The sequence below is a fragment of the Erysipelothrix sp. HDW6C genome (assembly GCF_011299615.1).
Taxonomy (GTDB): Bacteria; Bacillota_I; Bacilli_A; order Erysipelotrichales; family Erysipelotrichaceae; genus Erysipelothrix.
Genome location: NZ_CP049861.1, coordinates 1,279,523 through 1,300,880 on the forward strand (window position 1 = coordinate 1,279,523; position 21,358 = coordinate 1,300,880).

Annotated in this window: 19 protein-coding genes and 2 other annotated features (1 of these 21 only partly in view); of the genes, 15 read left to right on the forward strand and 4 right to left on the reverse strand. The window is 39.0% G+C overall.

The genetic code is table 11. The features are described 5' to 3' along the window. Positions 1–110 precede the first annotated feature (110 nt). The 5 genes from G7062_RS06115 to G7062_RS06135 all read left to right on the forward strand — a co-directional run bounded on the left by G7062_RS06115 (position 111) and on the right by G7062_RS06135 (position 6,193). Positions 111–770, forward strand: coding sequence for a DUF3196 family protein (locus G7062_RS06115; RefSeq protein ID WP_371741405.1), 660 nt, complete (start codon positions 111–113; stop codon positions 768–770). Between the two features lie 72 nt (positions 771–842). Beyond that, positions 843–2,117: a trigger factor gene (tig, locus tag G7062_RS06120; protein ID WP_166065037.1), complete on the forward strand. Its 1,275-nt coding sequence runs from the start codon at positions 843–845 to the stop codon at positions 2,115–2,117. Between the two features lie 45 nt (positions 2,118–2,162). Further along, positions 2,163–4,475, forward strand: coding sequence for an endopeptidase La (lon, locus tag G7062_RS06125; protein WP_166065038.1), 2,313 nt, complete (start codon positions 2,163–2,165; stop codon positions 4,473–4,475). Then, positions 4,475–5,053, forward strand: coding sequence for a ribosome biogenesis GTP-binding protein YihA/YsxC (gene yihA, locus G7062_RS06130; protein ID WP_166065039.1), 579 nt, complete (start codon positions 4,475–4,477; stop codon positions 5,051–5,053). The genes lon and yihA overlap by 1 nt, the downstream gene beginning before the upstream one ends. Before the next feature lie 111 nt (positions 5,054–5,164). After that, complete coding sequence (locus tag G7062_RS06135; protein ID WP_166065040.1) at positions 5,165–6,193, forward strand: sugar-transfer associated ATP-grasp domain-containing protein; 1,029 nt, start codon at positions 5,165–5,167, stop codon at positions 6,191–6,193. 77 nt (positions 6,194–6,270) lie between these two features. Here G7062_RS06135 and G7062_RS06140 read toward each other — a convergent pair whose 3' ends face one another. From G7062_RS06140 to G7062_RS06150, 3 genes are all read right to left on the reverse strand, one after another. Continuing rightward, a complete protein-coding gene (locus G7062_RS06140) occupies positions 6,271–7,287 on the reverse strand; it encodes a sugar-transfer associated ATP-grasp domain-containing protein (protein WP_166065041.1) in 1,017 nt (338 codons plus the stop codon). 68 nt (positions 7,288–7,355) lie between these two features. Next, positions 7,356–8,687, reverse strand: coding sequence for a DUF6179 domain-containing protein (locus G7062_RS06145; protein ID WP_166065042.1), 1,332 nt, complete (start codon positions 8,685–8,687; stop codon positions 7,356–7,358). Continuing rightward, positions 8,684–9,100, reverse strand: coding sequence for a DUF6323 family protein (locus G7062_RS06150; RefSeq protein ID WP_166065043.1), 417 nt, complete (start codon positions 9,098–9,100; stop codon positions 8,684–8,686). Before G7062_RS06150 ends, G7062_RS06145 begins: the two co-directional genes overlap by 4 nt. A gap of 143 nt (positions 9,101–9,243) precedes the next feature. Here G7062_RS06150 and G7062_RS06155 point away from each other — a divergent pair, with 143 nt between their 5' ends. The 4 genes from G7062_RS06155 (at position 9,244) to G7062_RS06170 (ending at position 14,011) form a co-directional block, all read left to right on the forward strand. Then, complete coding sequence (locus G7062_RS06155) at positions 9,244–10,401, forward strand: hypothetical protein (RefSeq protein WP_166065044.1); 1,158 nt, start codon at positions 9,244–9,246, stop codon at positions 10,399–10,401. Between the two features lie 38 nt (positions 10,402–10,439). Further along, positions 10,440–10,650: a binding site (T-box leader), on the forward strand. Positions 10,651–10,691: 41 nt separating this feature from the next. Further along, the gene (locus tag G7062_RS06160) at positions 10,692–11,240 is read left to right on the forward strand and encodes a GNAT family N-acetyltransferase (protein ID WP_166065045.1); all 549 of its coding nucleotides are present in this window, start codon (positions 10,692–10,694) and stop codon (positions 11,238–11,240) included. Between the two features lie 9 nt (positions 11,241–11,249). Then, on the forward strand, positions 11,250–13,835 hold the full coding sequence (locus tag G7062_RS06165) for a valine--tRNA ligase (protein ID WP_166065046.1): 2,586 nt from the start codon (positions 11,250–11,252) through the stop codon (positions 13,833–13,835). An 11-nt stretch (positions 13,836–13,846) separates the two neighbouring features. Beyond that, positions 13,847–14,011, forward strand: a complete 165-nt coding sequence (locus tag G7062_RS06170; RefSeq protein WP_166065047.1) for a hypothetical protein — start codon at positions 13,847–13,849, stop codon at positions 14,009–14,011. Positions 14,012–14,087: 76 nt separating this feature from the next. Here the strand turns inward: G7062_RS06170 and mgtA are convergent, their stop codons facing one another. Next, the gene (gene mgtA, locus G7062_RS06175; protein WP_166065048.1) at positions 14,088–16,676 is read right to left on the reverse strand and encodes a magnesium-translocating P-type ATPase; all 2,589 of its coding nucleotides are present in this window, start codon (positions 16,674–16,676) and stop codon (positions 14,088–14,090) included. Positions 16,677–16,936: 260 nt separating this feature from the next. Between mgtA and G7062_RS06180 the strand changes: the two genes are divergently transcribed. From G7062_RS06180 to G7062_RS06205, 6 genes are all read left to right on the forward strand, one after another. Beyond that, complete coding sequence (locus tag G7062_RS06180) at positions 16,937–17,644, forward strand: HAD family hydrolase (protein ID WP_166065049.1); 708 nt, start codon at positions 16,937–16,939, stop codon at positions 17,642–17,644. After that, positions 17,644–18,771, forward strand: coding sequence for an alanine dehydrogenase (gene ald / locus G7062_RS06185; RefSeq protein WP_166065050.1), 1,128 nt, complete (start codon positions 17,644–17,646; stop codon positions 18,769–18,771). Before G7062_RS06180 ends, ald begins: the two co-directional genes overlap by 1 nt. 65 nt (positions 18,772–18,836) lie before the next feature. After that, positions 18,837–19,784 carry a zinc dependent phospholipase C family protein gene (locus G7062_RS06190; protein WP_240915928.1) on the forward strand — a complete coding sequence of 316 codons (948 nt, stop codon included), beginning with the start codon at positions 18,837–18,839 and terminating at the stop codon, positions 19,782–19,784. Positions 19,785–19,800: 16 nt separating this feature from the next. Next, on the forward strand, positions 19,801–20,355 hold the full coding sequence (gene hpf, locus G7062_RS06195) for a ribosome hibernation-promoting factor, HPF/YfiA family (protein ID WP_166065051.1): 555 nt from the start codon (positions 19,801–19,803) through the stop codon (positions 20,353–20,355). Positions 20,356–20,399: 44 nt separating this feature from the next. Further along, complete coding sequence (locus G7062_RS06200; RefSeq protein ID WP_166065052.1) at positions 20,400–20,801, forward strand: cell division protein SepF; 402 nt, start codon at positions 20,400–20,402, stop codon at positions 20,799–20,801. Between the two features lie 12 nt (positions 20,802–20,813). Next, positions 20,814–21,293 carry a DivIVA domain-containing protein gene (locus G7062_RS06205; RefSeq protein ID WP_166065053.1) on the forward strand — a complete coding sequence of 160 codons (480 nt, stop codon included), beginning with the start codon at positions 20,814–20,816 and terminating at the stop codon, positions 21,291–21,293. After that, positions 21,262–21,358: a binding site (T-box leader), on the forward strand (it continues 107 nt past the right edge of the window). (Overlaps the previous gene by 32 nt.)

Genomic DNA, 21,358 nt, shown 5'->3' on the forward strand with positions numbered 1-21,358 from the left:
TCAACATTTTACAGAAATAAATTTCAAAAACAAGTCTATATATTGAAAATTAATTTCAAAGGAAAGATAAACAGGTGAAAACCGTTTAATTGTGCTGGAATTATGTTAAAATGATTGGGTATGAAAGGATACGTATGGATAACTATTATGAAACATGTTTGACCTCCATCCAAATGCTGATAGAGGAGCGCAACGAAGTGAAAGCGTTAGAACTACTGGATCAAGAATTATCAATGCCGTATGTGCCAGAACCTTACTTTAGTAACTTCAAGGCATTGCGTGACACGTTGCGATTGGATAATGCACCCAATGCAAAGTATTTTGATGATATGGACCAAATTTCTGATGCCCTCCTTGGGAATGATAATTTAAAGCATAAAGCTTTAATATCATTAGAGCGAATGAATTTAAGAGCTGTGATTGATGATTTACAGTCTATTCTTATGGATAAACGCATTGATGACTGGCTTAAGAAGCAAATTGTGTTTTATTTGATGGATCAATCCATTGACGCGACATTGACCATTCATTTGAAAAGTGGCATTCACGAGCTTGATATACTCAAACTTGAGAATCCTATCGGAAGTAAGGTATATTTGAATTGTCTGGATGACTTGGTATCAACACTGGAGTCGGACAATCCAAGCTTGCTTATGTTATGCATTGCCGAGCTGGATCAGCAGGTTCTGGAATACTTTCCACAACACTTTGATTCGATTGCATCAAATGATGTTTTAAAACGTGTTAAAGGATATTTAGATCGCGGATAAAACAGTTTTAGCACTCATCTGTTGACTGTGCTAAAAGTTGTGTTATAATAGAATACGTACTAGGAGGAAAAAATGAAATCTACATGGACATTAAATGAGAACTCAACAGGTCTATTGACAGTTGAGGTCAACCAAGACGCTTGGAAGAAAGCGCAAGAGAAGGCAATTGATACTTTAACAAAAGATGTTGAAATACAAGGGTTCCGCAAGGGACAAGCTCCTAAAGCATTGGCACGTAAACAATTAAATGATAGCTCAATCTTAATGGAAGCAATGAATGCAATTGCAAATGAAGCATTTGTAGCTGGTATGGTAGAACATAAGTTAGAGCCAGTTGCTACTCCTGAGTTAGATGTTAAAGAAATGACATTTGATGAACTAACACTTACATTCAATGTAACAGTAAAACCTGAAGTTGAATTGGGTGAATATAAAGGAATTAAAGTTGAAGCAGAAGCAATCGAAGTCACAGACGAAGATGTTGCTGCAGAATTAAACAAATTACAAGAAGAACAAGCTGAACTTGTTATCAAAGAAGAAGGTGTCGTTGCCGATGGTGATACAACTGTAATCGACTTTGAAGGATTTAAAGACGGTGTTGCATTCGAAGGTGGAAGTGGAGAGAACTATACATTAGTAATCGGTTCAAACTCATTCATTCCAGGATTTGAAGAAGCACTTATTGGTATGAAAACAGGCGATACAAAAGACTTAGATATCACATTCCCTGATACATACCATGTTGAAGACTTAAAAGGTCAACCTGTAGTATTTAAAGTTACACTTCACGAAGTAAAAACGAAAGTATTACCAGAACTTAACGACGAATTTGTTGAATTATTAGATGACGAAAAAATCACTACTTTAGATGCATTAAAAGCGTCTATCAAAGAAAACCTCGAACACAGCCGCAAACATGCTGAAGAAGATCGTGTTAACGATATCTTAGTACAAACAGTTTCATCAAACGCAAAAATTGATGTGCCTGAGGCAATGATTCAAGAGGAATTGAACCAAATGTTCAATGAGTTTACACAACGTTTATCACAACAAGGAATGAACTTTGAATTGTATTCACAAATCTTAGGACAATCTGAAGAAGACGTTCGTGAACAAATGAAAGAAGATGCTGACAAACGTGTTCGCACACGTTTAACTTTAGAGAAAATTGCTGAAGTTGAAGGTCTTAAAGTAGAAGATGAAGAAGTCGAAAAAGAATTTAACACAATTTCTGAAGCTTATGGAATCGAATTAGATCAAGTTAAAAACTTAGTTTCTATCGATGCTGTAAACTACGATATCTTACTTCGTAAAGCCATTGAGTTAATTCAAGAAACTCGTGCTTAGATAAAAGACGCTTAGCGTCTTTTTTATCCTAAAGGAGGGATTGCTATGAGCGAAAATAAAACTATGAATGTCCCTGTCGTTGCAACACGCGGGGTGATTGTATTTCCTGAACAAGAAATTATGATTGAAGTCGGACGTCACAAGAGTATGAATGCGATTGATGAAGCAGAAAAGTTCTTCAACGGACACGTTGTGCTTGTCAGTCAAAAAGATATTCTCATTGATGATCCAGGAAAAGATGAGCTCTTTACAGTAGGTTCATTGGTTCATATTAAATCTGTAAAAAGAAAACAAGGGTTTCTGCGTGTAACGTTCTCAGGTCTTCAACGTGTCCGTATTGATCAACTCGTTGATGATGGCAAGATGCTATTTGGTACGATTGATCTCTTGGAAGATGTTACAGGTTCTGAAAATGAAGAAATGGCATTGATTCGTCGAATTACTGCTGAGATTGAAAAAGTCTCTGCTGCGAATATCACAATACCTGCCGAACTTATTAATCAGTTAACTTTGGGTGTTTCAGCAGCGCAATTGAGTGATCAATTTGCTCAGTATTTCCCATTACAAGTTGAACGTAAACAAGCCCTTCTCGAAGAGTTGGATGTTAACGAACGTTTGATGATGATTATCGAAGAAATCCAACGTGAACAAACACTCGCAACCATCGAAAACACAATCAACGAAAAAGTTAAAGATCGTGTTGAAGAAAATCAACGTGAGTACTACTTGCGTGAAAAAATGCGTGCAATTCGTGAAGAGTTGGGTGATGCGACCGATGTTGGTGAAGACTCCGATGAGTTCCGTCAACTTTTAGAAAATAATCCTTACCCTGATCATGTTCGTGAAAAAGCGATTGAAGAAATTCGTCGTTACGAAATGTTGCCGCAAGCTTCTGGTGAGTCCGGAGTTGTCCGCTCTTATCTTGATTGGTTATTAAAAACACCATGGTGGCAAACAACGGATGACATTGAAGATCTCAATGCCGTTCGAGCACAACTGGATGCCGATCACTTTGGCTTGGATAAAGTTAAAGATCGTATTATGGAGTATCTTGCTGTAAAACAAATGACGGGTTCCTTAAATGCGCCAATCCTTGCTTTAGTTGGGCCTCCTGGAGTTGGTAAAACATCTCTCGCAAAATCAATCGCAAGTTCACTGAACCGTGAATTCGTAAAGGCTTCACTTGGTGGGGTACGTGACGAAGCGGAAATTCGTGGTCACCGTCGTACCTACTTGGGATCGTTACCAGGACGTATTATTCAAGGCATGAAGAAAGCAGGTGTTGTAAACCCTGTGTTCTTACTTGATGAGATTGATAAGATGGCGTCTGACTATAAAGGGGATCCAACCAGTGCGATGTTAGAAGTTCTTGACCCTGAACAAAACAAACTCTTCTCAGACAACTATCTCGAAGAGCCGTATGACTTATCACAAGTTATGTTCGTAGCTACTGCTAACTACTTAGGAGATATTCCTGAGGCATTGCGTGATCGTCTTGAAATTATCAACCTCAGTTCTTATACTGAAGAAGAAAAATTAAACATAGCGAAAGCACACTTGATTCCAAAACAATTAAAAGCAAATGGTCTCAAGAAATCCCAATTCAAACTAAGTGATGCTTCCTTACGTTACCTCATTCGCCACTATACTCGCGAAGCCGGTGTCCGTCAGTTAGAGCGCACAATATCTTCTCTTGCACGTAAAACAGTACTCGCAATTCTTAAAGATGGTGAGAAATCCGTTACAATCACCAAGGAACTAATTTCCGAGTGGTTGGGGCAAATTATCTTTGAATACGGCCAAAAAGAGAAAAAGGACCAAGTTGGAGTTGTTACCGGACTTGCATTTACGCAGTTTGGAGGCGATGTGCTTCCAATTGAAGTCACAACATTTGATGGTAAAGGTCGTTTGATCGTTACAGGTCAATTGGGTGATGTTATGAAGGAATCTGCTGAGATTGCCTTTGGTTACGTTAAGAGTCATGCGAAAGAACTCAAGATCTCACCAGACTTCTTTGAAAAACATGACGTTCAAGTTCACGTTCCTGAAGGAGCGGTTCCAAAAGATGGCCCATCTGCAGGGGTAACATTCACGACTGCATTGATTTCAGCACTTACAAACCGTAAAGTCACTGCAAATATTGCGATGACTGGAGAAATTACACTTCGTGGTAATGTATTGCCAATTGGTGGTCTCAAGGAAAAATCTCTTGCTGCGCACCGCGTGGGTATTAGCCGTATTGTAATTCCAAAACTTAATGAAAAAGATCTTGTTGATATTCCAGCCGTTGTTAGGGAAAGCGTAGAGTTCATTCCAGTTGAAACCATTGACCAAGTCCTCAAAGAGGCCTTGATTTAATGAACTTGAATGCACAAGAAGCACATCTGATTATCTCGTGTGCTTCTTCCACGCAATTTCCTGAAACAGGTCAAAAAGAGATTGTGATGGTTGGAAAATCCAATGTGGGTAAATCTTCATTGATTAACGCAATCACCAATCGCAAACGCCTTGCTTATGTAGGACAGCGACCTGGGAAAACACGTTTAATTAACTTCTATCATATTAATGATGATGTTATTCTTACAGACGTTCCAGGATATGGTTTCGCAAACCGTTCAAAGCAAGAACAAATTCACTATGGAAAATTGATGGACAGTTATTTTGAACTGCGTCATCCAGAAATGATGCTTATTCTTGTTGATGTCCGCCGTGGCATTGGTAAAGATGACATTATGATGTTGGAGTTTGCACAACACTTCGGTCTTGCGCATGCAATCGTACTTACAAAAACTGATAAACTATCCCGCAATAAAATTGCGAATATTAAGCGTGAAGTGTTCAAGGATCATGTTGACACGACAATCTTAGAATTCTCAAGTTTGGACTACGATACTCGTGAGCCAATCATTGCTTTCATAGAGAAAAATATCAATTAGAAAGAGGCAAAAATATTGCCTCTTTTTTATCTCTCACAATGCACTTTCGTTTCCTTGACACTGCTTAGAATTATCTATATTATTAATAGGTATAGACGAAGGGATAATGTAATGAAAAAATTTATATGGCGTATTAAATACTACTTCAAACGTTTGTTTGCAATGGATCGTCAAGGGTTTAAAGATGCAATCCAATATGCACACGATCACAGTGGTAAAAGTAAAATTGTAATCTTCTTCGACATGATTTGGTGTTCATTTCGATACACCGCGGGTTATGTTGATTATAATGAGTTTGAGTACTATCTCTTAAATGGAGAACAACGAAAAACATTCATCACTTTAGGTCAATCGGATAAAGCAGTTCGTGCCTACAATGATCGCGAATATGTAAACATTTTTGATGATAAATCAATCTTCGTAAAACGATTCAGCAAATTTGTTCATCGTGATCATTTGGATCTTCTTGAAACAGATGCAGCTGGGCTTAAAGCGTTTGTTGAAAAACATGGTAAAGTAATGGCGAAACGTACCAATGACTATGTTGGTCGTGGAATTGATAAAATCGATATTAATGAAAATCCTGATATTGATTTCGACCAACTTTATAAAGATTTGGTAGCCAATCGACAATATCTAATCGAAGAGTTCTTTAAACAACATCCTAAGATGAGTGAACTCTCACCAACTTCAGTGAACACCATGCGTATTATTACGTTCTTAGATGATACACAAACACCGCGTGTTCTTGTTACAGCACTAAAGTCGGGTCTTGGCGGACATGTTGATAACATTGGTCAAGGTGGTATGTATACCATTCTTGATGAGTCAGGAACAGTTGTCTATCCATTCATAGATAAACATGGCGACCATCATACAAATCATCCACTGACTGGCGAAAACTTAATGGGATTCCAAATTCCTAATTTCGATCGTTTAATCGAGCAAGTTAAAGAGGCATGCCTAGTCGTACCTCAAGTTCGTTATATTGGTTGGGATGTTGCTGTTGCTGAGTCTGGTGATGCAGAATTAATTGAAGGTAACAGTTCTTCAGGACCGTTCCAAGTCATACCATCCTTATCAAAAGATAAGATGGGCGTTCTACCAATCTACAAGAAATACATGAATATCAAGTTTTAATGAAAAGTGTTCCACTAATAATGGAACACTTTTTTATGAAAAAAACACATATCGTAGTGATATGTGTTTCGTAATAATTAAGCTTCAAGTTCTTTGATTAATTTATCAAAGAGCGGTTTTACGCCAATTTGTTCGGGTCCCAAGAAAGCAGGTGACTGATAGATATCATGACCTGGGAATTGGTTTCCTTCAACAATAACAGGACGATCTTCAAGAATCGCAATATCCCAACCTACAATCCCTAATTCAGGAATGTGAAGTGCGGCGGTTTTCGCAAGTTCAATAACTTGGTCAAACATTGGGATTTTAAAACCTTCAAACTTAACACCAGTAATAGGATGTGTTTCAGCAACGCGGTTGTATTTACCAACGCCTGGAGTTTCTACAATACCTGTTTCAATATTAACGCGGGCTGCAAATCCACCGCTGTTAAGGTTATCAACGCTTTTACCATTCCCTACACGGATACAGACAAAGGGGATACGGATGTTGCCATCTTTTTGTATGGTCACAACACGGATTGTATTGACTGACATTGGGTGAAGTACCGATACGTCTTTGTTTTGGATTAAGTATTCCTCTGCCAGATACTGTTGGTTCGCCATCAGCGTGTCAAACACCTTGCGGGTGTCCATACCTTCTTCGTAGTCATAAAAGTCAATACCATGCCCGCAAATGCCGTCTACTGGCTTTGCGGCAATGCGTTTGTATTTTTTAAGGAAGGCATCAAAGTCTTCGTAAGTAGAAGCCTCCAAATCCATCCAACCACGGCCGTGATAGCCATCGAAGAATTTCAAAAAGTTTACCTTGTTATCCAAAGTGTCCCATTTTTCTTTACTGTTGAATTTTGCAACGTAGGCATTATTGACACCGCGTGTAACAAACGTTCCGCGTTTACTTTCAGGTACGTTGTACAATTCAAAGTCGAGGTAGTCAACATATCCGGCTTGATACTTGAGTCCTGTTTTGATGATATCGATGAGGACAAGAAGTGTATTCTTACCGGTTCTCTTATGAACTTCTTTTGCGGTTTCCCACATGCGACCGTAATCCATTTTTAAGATGCGTTGCATCATGTATTTTAACTTTTTCATTTGTTACCTTCACCATCTCTTTTTCTTCATCTATTATACATCATGGAAGAACGGCTTACAATGAAAGGTCATTCATTCCACTCAGTGTGAATTGAACGAAATCCTTTTGCAATTGCAACACGATTACGAAACATTTCAGCATTGAGGTGTACGATGTATCTTTGGAAAGTATGTTGCCAAGGGGAAAGGACGGTGTCGTCGCGACGAAAATCTGTTTTTGTAGGTGTTTGATTGAATACAAACATTGTCGGCCAAATTAGATACACCATGTAGCCAATAACATGAGGATCTAAATGATGAAAACAATCATAAAGGACACCATCAGAAAAGAACACGTCATGATCTAAAACATCCATGAGGTCACGAAGCGAAAGGGAACTGCGAAACAGTAAATCAATTTGCTGTTGTGGGGATGAGCACTGTTGGAGTTGGCTGATGAGATTTTTGAATTCATCATCACTGAGTGCCTTCTTATCGTGGAATGTGAAGGACTCACTCTCTGAAGGTGTTGATATATACAAGTCATGAAAAGAATTGTTCTTGATGGCAATTTTAATACGTGCCCATAGAAATGGTTGAATACGGTGAAAGTAATCCCCATACACTCGTGTTAGTTGAATCAGTTCGCTCTCAAGGATTCTCTGTGGATTAGATGATTCAACCAAACTATCGAAATCTGCTGAATTCAGTGTTTCTAATAAATTGGCGGGTCTTGAAAATTGCATTGTATTAAGTATCATTTGTGTCAAAAGAATATCAACGTAGTTGAGTCCCAGATAAATTGTAGCGATTCCTTTTGCCTGTTCGTAAGTGTGAATAAAGAAATTCAATTCTTTTTCATTTTGATGCAATAGAAAATCATACTCAATTAAATATCGCTTTGCATATTCGAGCACCAAATCGCTTCCGGTTAAATCATACATGTTGTGGTCCATTGGAATACCATCAATCAGTGGATAGTCAAGGTCGTACTCGCAAAAGATTGCACCAAAACGGACATCGTAGGCCTCAAGAAATCCGGGAAGTTGTTCTGCGATAATGTTGTTGAATCGTTCGTTATCAAGTGGGAGAGGATGTTGATGCAAGTATGAGAGTATGTTTGAGATTTCTCTAAGATCTTCGTGAATGATGTCCCATCCTTGAGAGTAAATCTGCCGGCAAATATTGACTGTATTAAGATGAATCGCATCGTAGTTTCTGAACCCATGATCAAGAACGTAGTAGACTGATTCTTTAAATTCGAAATAGAGTTGTCTTGAAATAACCGTACTGAGGTTGTGATTGTATTGGCGAATCATTGCCTCAATGATCTCTTGAAATTCAAACATGAGTTGTTTTTGTAATGGCGGGTGCGTTTCAAAGAAAGACTGGAATGTATAGAATCTTCGAATTGAAGTCATTCACTCACCGCCTTAGATAATGTTTTTAGTATTGATGTATGGAAAGACCTATCGAAGATTCCAAAATTTTGCATGTAACAGGTATACATTAGTTCAACCAATGAGGGATCATCGAGTCGCAGTTTCGAGTGTGCTCTTGTGTAATAAAAGGCATCTACAAAATGGGCGGTTGCCTTAACAAATGTTTGTTGATTTAAGTAAGGAGCGTTCATCAGTTTAGCGATTGCATCGTCAAGAATCGCTAAACTGAAGTCAACAAGTTCGTACCGATCGAGAGAGCGACTACGCTCATGTTCAAGGTACACTAAGTCTTCATCAGAAATTCGAAAACCATAGGGTCTCAGTTCCGTATTTATCGAGTCGAGATCCAAAGCGCTAAAACGTGTAATGTCCAAGATGTTGTGTTTTTCCATGTATTTACCTCACTGTACATAAGTTATACACCAGTTTGATAGGAAAAATCAGTCTTGAAAAATTGACAAAAATATGATAATATAACAGTAGTTAAGACGCTTCTATGTGTCTTTTTTTATTTCTTCTTGTGGAGGCAGGTTGCATGAAAAAATCGCGTTCTCTCAAATTAATAGTGATTCTCTTAAGTGTTGTGTTACTTGGAACTGCGTGTACGGATGGTCGTGTCTATCCAGCAAATGTTAATGAAATAGAAATTAATGCGAAGTTTAGTAGAGCGCATGACTATACTGAGGCGCTTCAGCAGATGTTTGGTAATGATGTCTACTATTACACAATCAAAGCAATTGATGGCGATACGCTTTATCTGACCCAACAACAATGGCAGCTTGGGTCAGAGTATGAATTGCTTACCGTAAATATACTTGCAATTGATCTCCAATCACATGAAATCCGTATTCTGAAATCATTGAATGATGGCAGTCGCGTAGGGGATTATCTTGTCTTGGATAAGGACATCATTATGCAAGTTTATCTGCCAATCAATGATTTGGATGAAAATCAAGTACCCTTTGAAATTCGCTATGTAAAAGAGAGTGGCGAGACTGTGATTCTTGAAAAAGGATTCTCTCAAACATTCGCAGATACAAATGTGTTTTCGAAGCAGGGGGATCGTATTTATTATACGTTCGAGTCGTTGGAGAACGTTGTAGATGGGGATGCTCAATTTCCAAAACATTTCGTACGAAGTTTTCACACACTTGATTTTATTGAAAATGTTTATGAGACCCAAGACGAGCGTGAAGAAGTCCGCAGTCCAAGTTTTTCCCAATTTGGATCTCCCATTTCGTTTGTTACCTCAAGATGGGGACAAAACTACACAACATTGCATTATATTGCTGAAAATAAACACCAAACACTGGAATTGAAGGATGTCTATAATTACGATTTTGTTGGAGAAAAAGGTGTTTTCTTTGACCGAAACGATGGATCAGATCCCTATGGGAACTACTATATTTACAATTTTAAGCATGGTAAGATGTTGAAACTTGAACGCCGTCCGATAGCATTGGGCAATCAAATGCGTATCGATGAAAATTCATTGATTCAAGTATCCAATGTGAACGAGTTAACCATGTCGACACTTACGGATGATGGCGTTGAAAATACGCGGATTCAATTTGATGATCGCACCCCACATTCATTTGATTATCTAACGAAGGATGAGAGCCAACTTATTGAAGTGCGGGGTGGGATTGAAGTAATCATACTTACCTATGATTTACATCAAGAGACACACTAAGTTGTGATTGACTATCAGAGACGGTATTGTTATAATGAAAAAAATCGATGACCATGAATAGTATCTTGGATTAATGCAAAGAGAGTTGCTGGGTGGTGTGAAGCAATCATTACAAAAGAGAATGTCACATGGAAGATAATTATCTGAAACACGAAGTAAGATAGTTCGTAATCTGGCGTTAACAGAATCTAGAGGTTTCTCAATTGAGAAATAAACTAAGGTGGTACCACGATTAACATCGTCCTTTATGGATGATGTTTTTTTATTTTTTAGAAGAAGGAGGCAAACTTATGTCACGTTATCATATACCAGAAATTGAAACAAATCGACTCTTATTGCGAGCACTCAATCCTAGCGATGCAGCCGACATGTATGAATATGCTTCAGATGCTGAGACAACATACTATCTCTCGTTTGATGCTCACCAAAGTATTCAGGACAGTGAGTATGCAATACGCGAGATATTTATGAAACGTCCCGAAAACGAAAGCCCTGAATCATTTGCCATTGTACTTAAGGACAGCGGCAAAATGATTGGAACCTGTGATTTTTGGAAGGTTGCCGGCGATGAAACCTATGAGATGGGTTATATTCTCAACAAATCATATTGGGGCAAAGGGATAATGTCGGAGGCGGCTCGCGCTGTCTTAAAGTTTGCGTTCAACGATTTTGGTGTGAGACGCATGGTGCTTCGCCATCACGCAGATAATGTGGGCTCTCGAAAAGTCGCGATTAAACAAGGGTTTGTTTATGAAGGCACAACCCGACGCGTCACAAAATTAGAGAATCGCTATGTTGATTTATTAATTTATAGTATTTTAGATGAAGAGTTTAAATAGGAGAACATTATGACAAAAGAACTAGCACAAAAATACAACCATCTTGAGGTTGAAAAAGATAAATATCAAAAGTGGGTTGAAAAAGGGTATTTTACAGCAGGGGATAAAAACAAACAGCCTTATTCAATTGTAATCCCACCTCCCAATGTTACAGGTAAACTTCACTTAGGTCATGCTTGGGATAATACCTTACAAGATATTGCGATACGTTACCAACGTCTTTTAGGAAAAGATGCCTTGTATCTACCGGGGATGGATCATGCTGGAATCGCAACGCAAGCCAAAGTTGATGAACGTTTACGTGAACAGGGAATTTCGCGCTATGATTTAGGACGTGATGGGTTCCTTGAAAAGTCATGGGAATGGAAAGAAGAATATGCTGGACATATTCGCGATCAATGGGAAAAAATTGGAATTTCAGTGGATTACAGTCGTGAACGATTCACATTGGATCAAGGGCTCAATGATGCCGTCAATAAAGTATTTGTTGATCTTTACAATGAAGGCTTAATCTACCGTGGTTACCGTATCATCAACTGGGATGTACAAGCACAAACTGCTTTATCAAATATTGAGGTTGATCATCTTGAGATTGAAGGAAACTTCTATACATTTGAGTATACTGTGGAAGAGACAGGTGAGAAGCTTGCGGTAGCAACAACACGTCCGGAAACGATGTTCGGTGATGTTTGCATTGTTGTCCATCCCGACGACACACGCTATCAACATCTCATTGGAAAACATGCAATTAATCCAGCAAATGGGGAAGCATTACCAATTATTGCCGATGACTATATTGACATAGAGTTTGGAACTGGGGTAATGAAATGTACACCTGCTCATGATCCCAATGACTATGAAATTGGAAAACGCCATAATCTTGAAATGCCAATTTGTATGAATCCGGATGGAACGATGAATGCTCTTGCCCATAAATTTGAAGGTATGGAGCGTTTTGAAGCACGTAAGGCGCTAGTTGAATATATTCGCGAGCAAGGTAAACTCATATCTATTGAAAAACATGTTCACTCCGTAGGACACTCCGAACGTACGGGTGTTATTGTTGAACCCTATTTGTCAGAACAATGGTTTGTTAAGATGAAACCCCTCGCTGCGGATGTTCTTGAGGCTCAAAAAGGGGATGATGCAATCGTATTCTACCCAGAACGCTTCAACCACACATTTACACAATGGCTAGAAAAAATTGAAGATTGGACTATTTCACGTCAGTTATGGTGGGGACATCGTATTCCTGCATGGTTCCATAAGGAAACAGGGCAGACTTATGTTGGTCTTGAAGCCCCGGTCGATAGTGAGAATTGGCAACAAGACGAGGATGTTCTCGATACATGGTTCTCATCAGCTCTATGGCCATTTTCAACATTAGGATGGCCAGAGGAAACCGAAGATTTTGAACGATACTATCCAAACAGTCTCATGGTTACAGGTTATGATATTATTTTCTTCTGGGTTGCACGTATGGCATTTCAAGGTCGTCATTTCACAGGAAAGAGCCCATTTAAACATGTGTTAATGCATGGCCTTATTCGTGATGAAAATGGTTTGAAAATGAGTAAGTCATTGGGTAATGGTGTTGATCCAATGGACGTTATTGAAGAATACGGTGTGGATGCGCTGCGTTTCTTTCTGACTACCAATTCGACACCGGGTCAAGATATGCGCTATATTCCTGAAAAAGTTGAGGCATCTTGGAATTTTATCAACAAGATTTGGAATGCATCACGATTTGTTAAAATGCACATTGGTGATGATCACTTTGATATTAACAACGCATCACTATCGCAAGTTGACCGTCATATTATTCATAAGTTCAACCAAACACTTGAAGAAGTAAATCGTAATATGGATAAATATGAATACGCGCTTGTTGGGAATACTTTAACGCGATTTGTTTGGGATGACTTCTGTAACTGGTATATTGAGTTAAGCAAGTCAGGACTTCAAAGTGAGGATGAAACGGTTGTGTATGCTACAAAGGCGACATTGCACTACATTCTCAAGAATATTGTGATTACACTCCATCCATTTATGCCATTTGTAACTGAAGAAATCTATCTCAGTCTACCCGATTCAATTGAAACCATTAATAAAGAGTCGTGGCCAATTGAGTTTGCAGTGGATACTGAAGGACTTGAGCAAGTTGACTTCATGATTGCAGCAATTCTTGCTGTTCGTGAAACACGCGTAAGTTACGATGTGAAACCATCGAAACCATTACGCGCACAACTAATTGACGCGCACAATCAAACGTACGCCATGAGTGATGTGTTAGCGAAGATGTTTGAGACAATGGCAAAAGTAACGTTGAGCGAACTTAGTGCGGATGCGCTCATTCAACCAATCAAAGGGGGATCCATCCGTTTGGTTAAGGAAGAATTAGTGGATAAAGCAGCACTAATTGAGAAATTATCCTCAGAGAAAACACGTCTAGAAAACGAGATTAATCGTGCTGAGAAAATGCTAAGCAATCAAAACTTTATTGTAAAGGCACCAGCTGCGAAAGTTGATGAAGAAAAAGCAAAACTTGATGAATACAAACGTCAATTAAAAGTTGTGTTAGAACAACTCGACTAAAAGGGGAAACCATGGAACAAATACTGAATCGATTGGTTATTGGAATTTCAATTCTTTTCCGATTTGATTATGAAAATGATCCGCGCGGATCACGAAAGAAAAGCCTTATTATCTTGTTAGCATTCATTTTATTCCTGAATGCTTTGGCCGTTTGGACGATCCTTCAGCCACGCTAGATTAGAAAGAGAACCCCATAAAGGTTCTCTTTTTTGTGCAAGATAAAAGGGGAACCGTAATGGTTCCCCTTGCTACTTAGTCTAACGGTGTATATACAAATTTCTTCACAATTGTGGTTGTCATTAAGTACATGGCAATGATTCCAAATACCCATGCAATATGTACAGGTTGTAACATTTGCAATTCGATTGAAGCAGCCATCGGTGTAAGTACAAACAGTAATGTAATTGCAATAGCGACTACAGTTACTAATACCAATGTGAATGATGGTGGATTCTTTCGTGAGAGTGGTTTTTTGGAACGGATCACAAAGATGATTAATGCTTGTGACATAATACCAAATGCGAACCAGAATGTATGGAATAATGTTTGTTGTTCTACAGTACGTACATTGAATACAAAGTAGAGTACAAGGAAACAGGCAATATCAAATATGGAACTTAAGGGTCCAAATATTGACATGAATCGAACCAGTGACTTCGTTTCGAGCTTACGTGGTTTTTCGAGTTCTTCAGGTGTACAGTTATCAAATGGAATACCGGTTTGAGCCAGGTCACTCAAGAGATTCTGTACCAAGATATGAACAGGAAGCAGTGGTAAGAAGGGTAAGAAGATACTTGCGACAATAACAGAAATCATATTACCGACGTTGCCACTTACCGCCATCTCAAGGTACTTAACCATGTTGACGATTGTCTTACGTCCTTCGAGGACACCTTCTTCAAGAACACTTAAGTCTTTCTTCAAGAGAATGATATCAGCAGACTCTTTAGCGATATCAACCGCTGTATCTACGGAAATTCCAACATCTGCTTGTTTGAGAGCAAGGGCATCATTGATACCATCGCCCATGAAACCTACGGTATGGTGATTATCTTGGAATGCTTTAACAATTCGTTGCTTTTGACTTGGTGATATTTTTGCAAAGAGATGGCAGTGTTTGACTGCTTCACCAAGTTCTTTATCAGTCATGGCCTCAATATCATCACCCATATAGGTAACTTCAGTATCAATGCCAACCTTACTACAGACTTTCTTGGCTACACCAAGGCTATCTCCTGTAATAACGACAACGTCAACGCCATGGCGGTTGAGGCTTTCAATGGTTGGTTTTGCACTTTCTTTAGGTGGGTCAAGGAATCCAATAAATCCGATAAGAACGAGGTCCTTTTCATCTTCAACGCTAAACTCATGATCTGTAGGAACATCATTTTTTTGTGCAACAGCAATCATACGGAGTCCGTCATGATTGTGTTGTGAGTAAACATCCATCGCTTCAGCGCGGATTTCATCGGTTAGTAAGATTGCTTCGCCATCACGATCAATATACTTACAAAGACTCATGATTTCTTCGACAGCACCTTTGGTAATTAATTGGCGTTTGTCATTGGAGTCTTCAAGAATAACACTCATACGTCGTCGTGCAAAGTCGAACGGAATTTCATCTACAACTGTGTAGTAGTGAATTAAGTCACCCATGTTATACATGTTTGCGCGTTCAATAATTGCAAGATCAATAAGATTCTTGAGCCCACTTTGGAATTGTGAATTTAAGAAAGCATGGCGTAATACGCGCATGTCATCTTCACCGGTAACGTTCATGTAGCGCTCAAGAATGATATCATCTTGAGTAATGGTTCCGGTTTTGTCTGTACAAAGGACATCCATTTCTCCAAACGAAGAAATTGAACTTTGTGACTTAACAATAGTTTGATGTTTCGCCATGTTGATTGCACCCCGTGCAAGCCCACTGCTTAATACAACAGGGAGCATCTCAGGTGTTAAACCAACAGCGACCGTTAATGCAAAGAGTAGTGCATCAATGAAGTCTTTTTTAAATAGTCCATTAATGACAATAATGATTGGAAGCATGATAATCATCAATCTCATTAAGAGTCTACTGATTGTTGAAATGCTATTTTCAAAACTATTTGGGCGACGTGTTTCCTTTAAGCTTGTGCTCATCTTACCGAGGTAAGTGTCATCACCAGTACGAATAACGACCGCACGTGCTGTTCCAGATACTACGTTTGTCCCCATTAGACAAAGGTTAGAATAATCGGCTTCATTGGATGTCTCTTCATCATTGAAGCTGACAAATTTTTCAATAGGTTGGGATTCTCCTGTGAGAGTTGCTTGCGATAAGAATAAATCCTTTGCTGAAATAACGCGCATATCAGCAGGAACAATATCACCTGCAGATAATCGAACGATATCACCGACAACTAATTGATCAATCGGGATTTCAATAAAAGCACCATCACGCAAGGCTGCAGTTGTATTCGATACCATGTGCAGCAGTTTCTCACTTGCGGCACTCGAACGCTCATCTTGAATGAATGATATAAGTGTTGAAATAATAACAATAACGGACAATATTGTAATTGTGAGATAGTCACGTTGTTGTGTGAGTAGAATGTCAGTTACAAAAGTGATTGCAATAACCACCATGAGTACTAAGTTAAATGGATTGATTAAAACATTAACAAATCCGATAATCGGATGACGCTTCTTACTTGGTGAAATTTGATTTGGACCAAACTCCTCCAATTTTTCTTCTGCAATTGCTTGAGTATAACCTGTTTCCACAGTGTTAAGACTTTCAAAGAGCTCATCTTGTGGTAATTGCAGTGTTTTTAATAATTCGTTTTTTGTGTTAGCCATAACCTAACTCCTTTCATACTTAAAGTATGAACGAATTTAAGATACGATTGCCTCGGTTGTGGTCCCCAAGGGATCGTCATCAATTGATCGCTCACTATTCTCTGTAAAACTGCAACTTTGAACTTCCATGGTACCACCTCGCTTTCTTATCGATTATAACAAAGATATCGCAAAAGGGCAATTAGACAGGCGTTGTTTGAACAGAAGTTTTAACCCGCATTCACATGTGTTATACTTTTTATCAGTGGGAGGTTTTATATATGAAAAAAACTATTTTATTTGATTTAGACGGCACACTATTACCGTTGGATAACAAGGAATTTGAAACGAGTTATATTACGTCAATTACATCTTTTGTAAAAGACATTTTAGAACCACGTAAAATGGCAGAAAGTCTATGGCAAGCCTCGGCGGTTATGGTTCAAAGTAATGATGATACAAAAACAAATGAAGAAGTGTTCTATGGCGAGTTTGATAAACTTGTTGGAAAAGAAACATCAGATAAACTGTTAGCAGTCTTGGATGATTATTACAGTACGGGCTTTGATGTTGTTAAAGATATTACATTTATTGATGATAATGTTGTTGAAGCCGTTCGTTATTTGAAAGAAAAGGGACACAAAGTTATTCTTGCAACAAACCCAATGTTCCCTAAAATGGCTACTGATAAACGTATTCTATGGGCTGGCTTTACACCTGAAGATTTTGACTATGTGACGCGTTTTGAAGTTGATCACTTTTGCAAGCCCAATCCAAGCTACTATCAAGAAATCATGCGCATCAACAATCTTGATCCAAAAGAATGTGTCATGATTGGAAATGATGTTCAAGAAGATATGATGGCAAAATCTTTAGGTATGGATGCGTGGTTGATTGATGATAATTTAATTCACCGTGGAGGAGAAATGACATTTGACTGGCGCGGAAGTCGACAAGACTTGCTGGCTCATATCAAGGAGGTCTTCTAATGATAATTGGATGCGTAAAAGAAGTTAAGAACGCTGAGAATCGTGTTGGCTTGATGCCTTCACACGTCTTTGAATATGTAAATGCGGGTCACAGTGTTTTTGTTGAACGTGACTTAGGAATCGGAAGTGGATTCAATAATCAAGAATATCGCGATGCTGGAGCGACAGTGTTGGATGATGCGAAAGCGGTGTGGGATTTGGCCGAAATGATGATAAAGGTCAAGGAACCAATGGCATCTGAATACGATTTGATGAAACCGGATTCGATTATTTTCACCTATTTCCATCTTGCAGATAACAAACCATTGGCATCAGTCTTGTTAGAAAAACGCATCAGTGCAGTTGCCTATGAAACCGTAACAGATGCAAACGGACGCTTGCCCTTGCTACGTCCCATGTCTGAAGTTGCCGGACGCTTATCAATTCAAGAAGGCGAGAAATACCTTGAAGGCCACTATGGTGGAAAAGGAATTCTGCTATCAGGAGTCCCCGGGGTTCGTGGCGGTCATGTTGTCATCATCGGAGCAGGTGTTGTTGGGACAAGTGCTGTTAAAACTGCACTTGGAACAGGAGCGACTGTAAGCGTCTTGGATCGTGATCTCAATAGACTTGCTTATCTTGAAGATGTATTCAATGGACAAATTTCAACAATCTATAGTGATGAAACAAATCTTAGAGCGGAACTAATGCGCGCAGATATTGTTGTTGGGAGTGTTTTGATTCCCGGAGATAAAGCACCCAAGATTGTTCGCCGTGAGCATCTTGCCCTCATGGGTAAAGGTACTGTTTTAATCGATGTTGCCATTGATCAGGGAGGATGCTTCGAAACAAGTCGTCCGACATCACATGTTGATCCGATTTTTATCGAAGAAGGAATTGTGCATTACTGCGTTACGAACATGCCAGGGGCTGTTCCAAAAACATCAACATACGCATTAGGTAATGCAACGTTACCGTATGGCTTAAAAATTGCCAACCTTGGTTTGCATGATGCCATTATGTCAGATGTCCACTTAAAAGACGGTTTAAATACCTTCGGAGCACAAGTCACAAATAGAGCAGTTGCCAAAGCGCTGAATCTTGAATTTGTTGATTATGAAAAGTGCGTTAAATACGTGAAGTCTTAAGCGTAATTTGTTACAATATGTTAAAGGAGGTGGCCGTCATACCAAATGTCATAACACATGGACTGATGGCTCTCGATGTTTATAATAAACTTGAGATGTCAGCGGTTCAAAAAGCGATTGAGAAACATCCGAAAGCGTACTTGCTTGGGAGTAATGGACCGGACATTTTGTTCTACTACAAAGTTCTGCCTTGGCAAGACCAAAAGCTGAATAAACACGTCGCTGGCTACGGAAATGCGGTGCACGAAACTCACATCAATGACTTCTTTAGGGAAGCGGTGAGATTTGTAGGGGATATGAAAGACCCAGAACGCCAAGATATTTTGATTTCTTATCTTGCGGGTCATTTCTTACACTGGTCACTTGATTCATTAGCACACCCTTTTATCTTCTATAGAAGTGGTGAAATTGCTGGAGCTACAAAGTTTTGGCACTATCGTTACGAATCAATGATAGACGCACTTATGATTACCTATGTTAAGAAACGCGATATGAACAGTTTGAAGGCTATACGCTTCGTGGATGTATCTGCGAGTGAACGCCGTGTTATTGCATCGTTTTATCAAATGATGTTGGCTCGTGTATTTCACATTGATACCGAACCAGAAGTTATTGATGAAGCAATTGCTTCATTCAAAAAAGCATTAGGATTTCTGTATGATCCCCATAACGTCAAGACATCGGCAATTAAAGCCTACGAAAATAAGTTCTTGGAGCCTTGGGCATTATCAAGTCATATCGTCAATGCAAACATTGACGCAGAATACGATGTTTTGAACTTAAAACACGATGTATGGTCAAATCCAACAGACATCAACGACACATCAACACTATCGTTTGTTGACTTGTATGATTATTCCATTAAATTGGGGTTACTCTTACTCGATCGATTCGATGATGCCTTGCTGGGCGATGCCGTTAACTTTGACGAAATCTTAAATGATTGTCAGTACGATACAGGGCGACCTGTTGGCATCAAAATGAAGTTTTACAATTCAATTTACAACAAATAATAGGGAGGGTTTTATTATGTTAATCAATATCCATGGAAAAAATGTAGAAATTACAGACGCAATGCATGCAGCAGTTGAAGACAAACTTGAGTTCTTACACAAGTATTTCGAAATTGATGATTCATGGCGTGCAAATGTTGTCGTTAATACATATCCAGCTGGAGCCAAAGTAGAAGTTACGATTACTTCGAAATTTAGCCCACTACGTGCAGAAGTGATGAACGAAGATTTCTATGCAGCTTTGGATAAAGTTGTTCATAAACTTGAAGATCAAATTCGTCGTCACAAAACACGTCTCTCAAAACGTAACCGCGAAGGTTTATCACAAGCATTCGTATCGATGATTGATGATTACGAAGCAAAACCGGAAGCAGCTGATGAAGCACAATTGGTTCGTACAAAGACAGTTGTCGCAGAATCAATGAACCTTAATGACGCAGTATTAGACATGGAAATGTTGGGACACACATTCTTTATTTATACCGATGATGAAACCAACGAAATTGCAGTTGTTTACAAGCGTCTTGACGGTGATTATGGGTTACTTGAAGTTGAAAGAGAAAATGATTAATTCCCACTTATTTGTGGTATAATAATCAAAACGGAGGTTTAGGCATGAGCTTTAAAGACAAATTAAAAAATATTTTAACACCAGTAGAAGATGAGTATCTTGAGTTCTCCGACGAGGAGGCAGAAAGTTTGAGTGATTATGAAACATCAGGTTCCAAATCAGCATCCAAGCTTCCAACCGATACAAAGATGGTACTTTTTGAGCCTCGCTCATTTGAGGAATCGGAAGAAGTTGCACGTTATCTAAAAGAAAAACGTGCTGCAGTTGTTAATCTTCACCGTTTACAACGTGATTATGCACAACGCACCATTGATTTCCTTACTGGGGTAGTGTTTGCGCTAGATGGCACAATCCAAAAGATTGGACATAACGTCATTCTCTGTACACCACGTACAATTGGGGTACAAGGGGAAATTAGCATGAACCTGGAAGACCTTGATTCCTAATAAGGAGAAATGATGTCAAACAAACACGAATTTCGTATTATGCGTCAGGGCTATGATCGCTTTGAAGTGGATCAAGTCGTTAATGATTTAGAGCATGAGAATAAAGTGATGCAAAAACAAATGCAAATCTTTAAGAAACAAGTCGAGACACTTCAAGAACAACGTGATATAATCAAGAAACGCTACCAGCAATTGGTAGGTGAAATAGCAGTTCGAGAACGAGCAGCTGAAGAAATGTCACGATTGGCACTTCGCGAAGCAAACTCAATCATTGATAATGCCCGCTCAAACGCTGATATGATTGTCCGTGAAGCAATGTCGACTTCGCGTCAGGTTCTTGTAGAAATTGCACGAATCTCAAACGAGTCAAATGAGCTCCGAGATGAATTGAAATTTAGAATTAAAGATTTAGAGGAAGCAATCGACGGTCTAGAATTGCCGGATGCTCCAAATTTGAACTTATATAGCGATGACCAAGACACATCAAAATAGCAATCCATTCTAGAGACTTCATGGTTGGTGAAAATGAAGAGGGACCTGTATTGATATCACTTGTG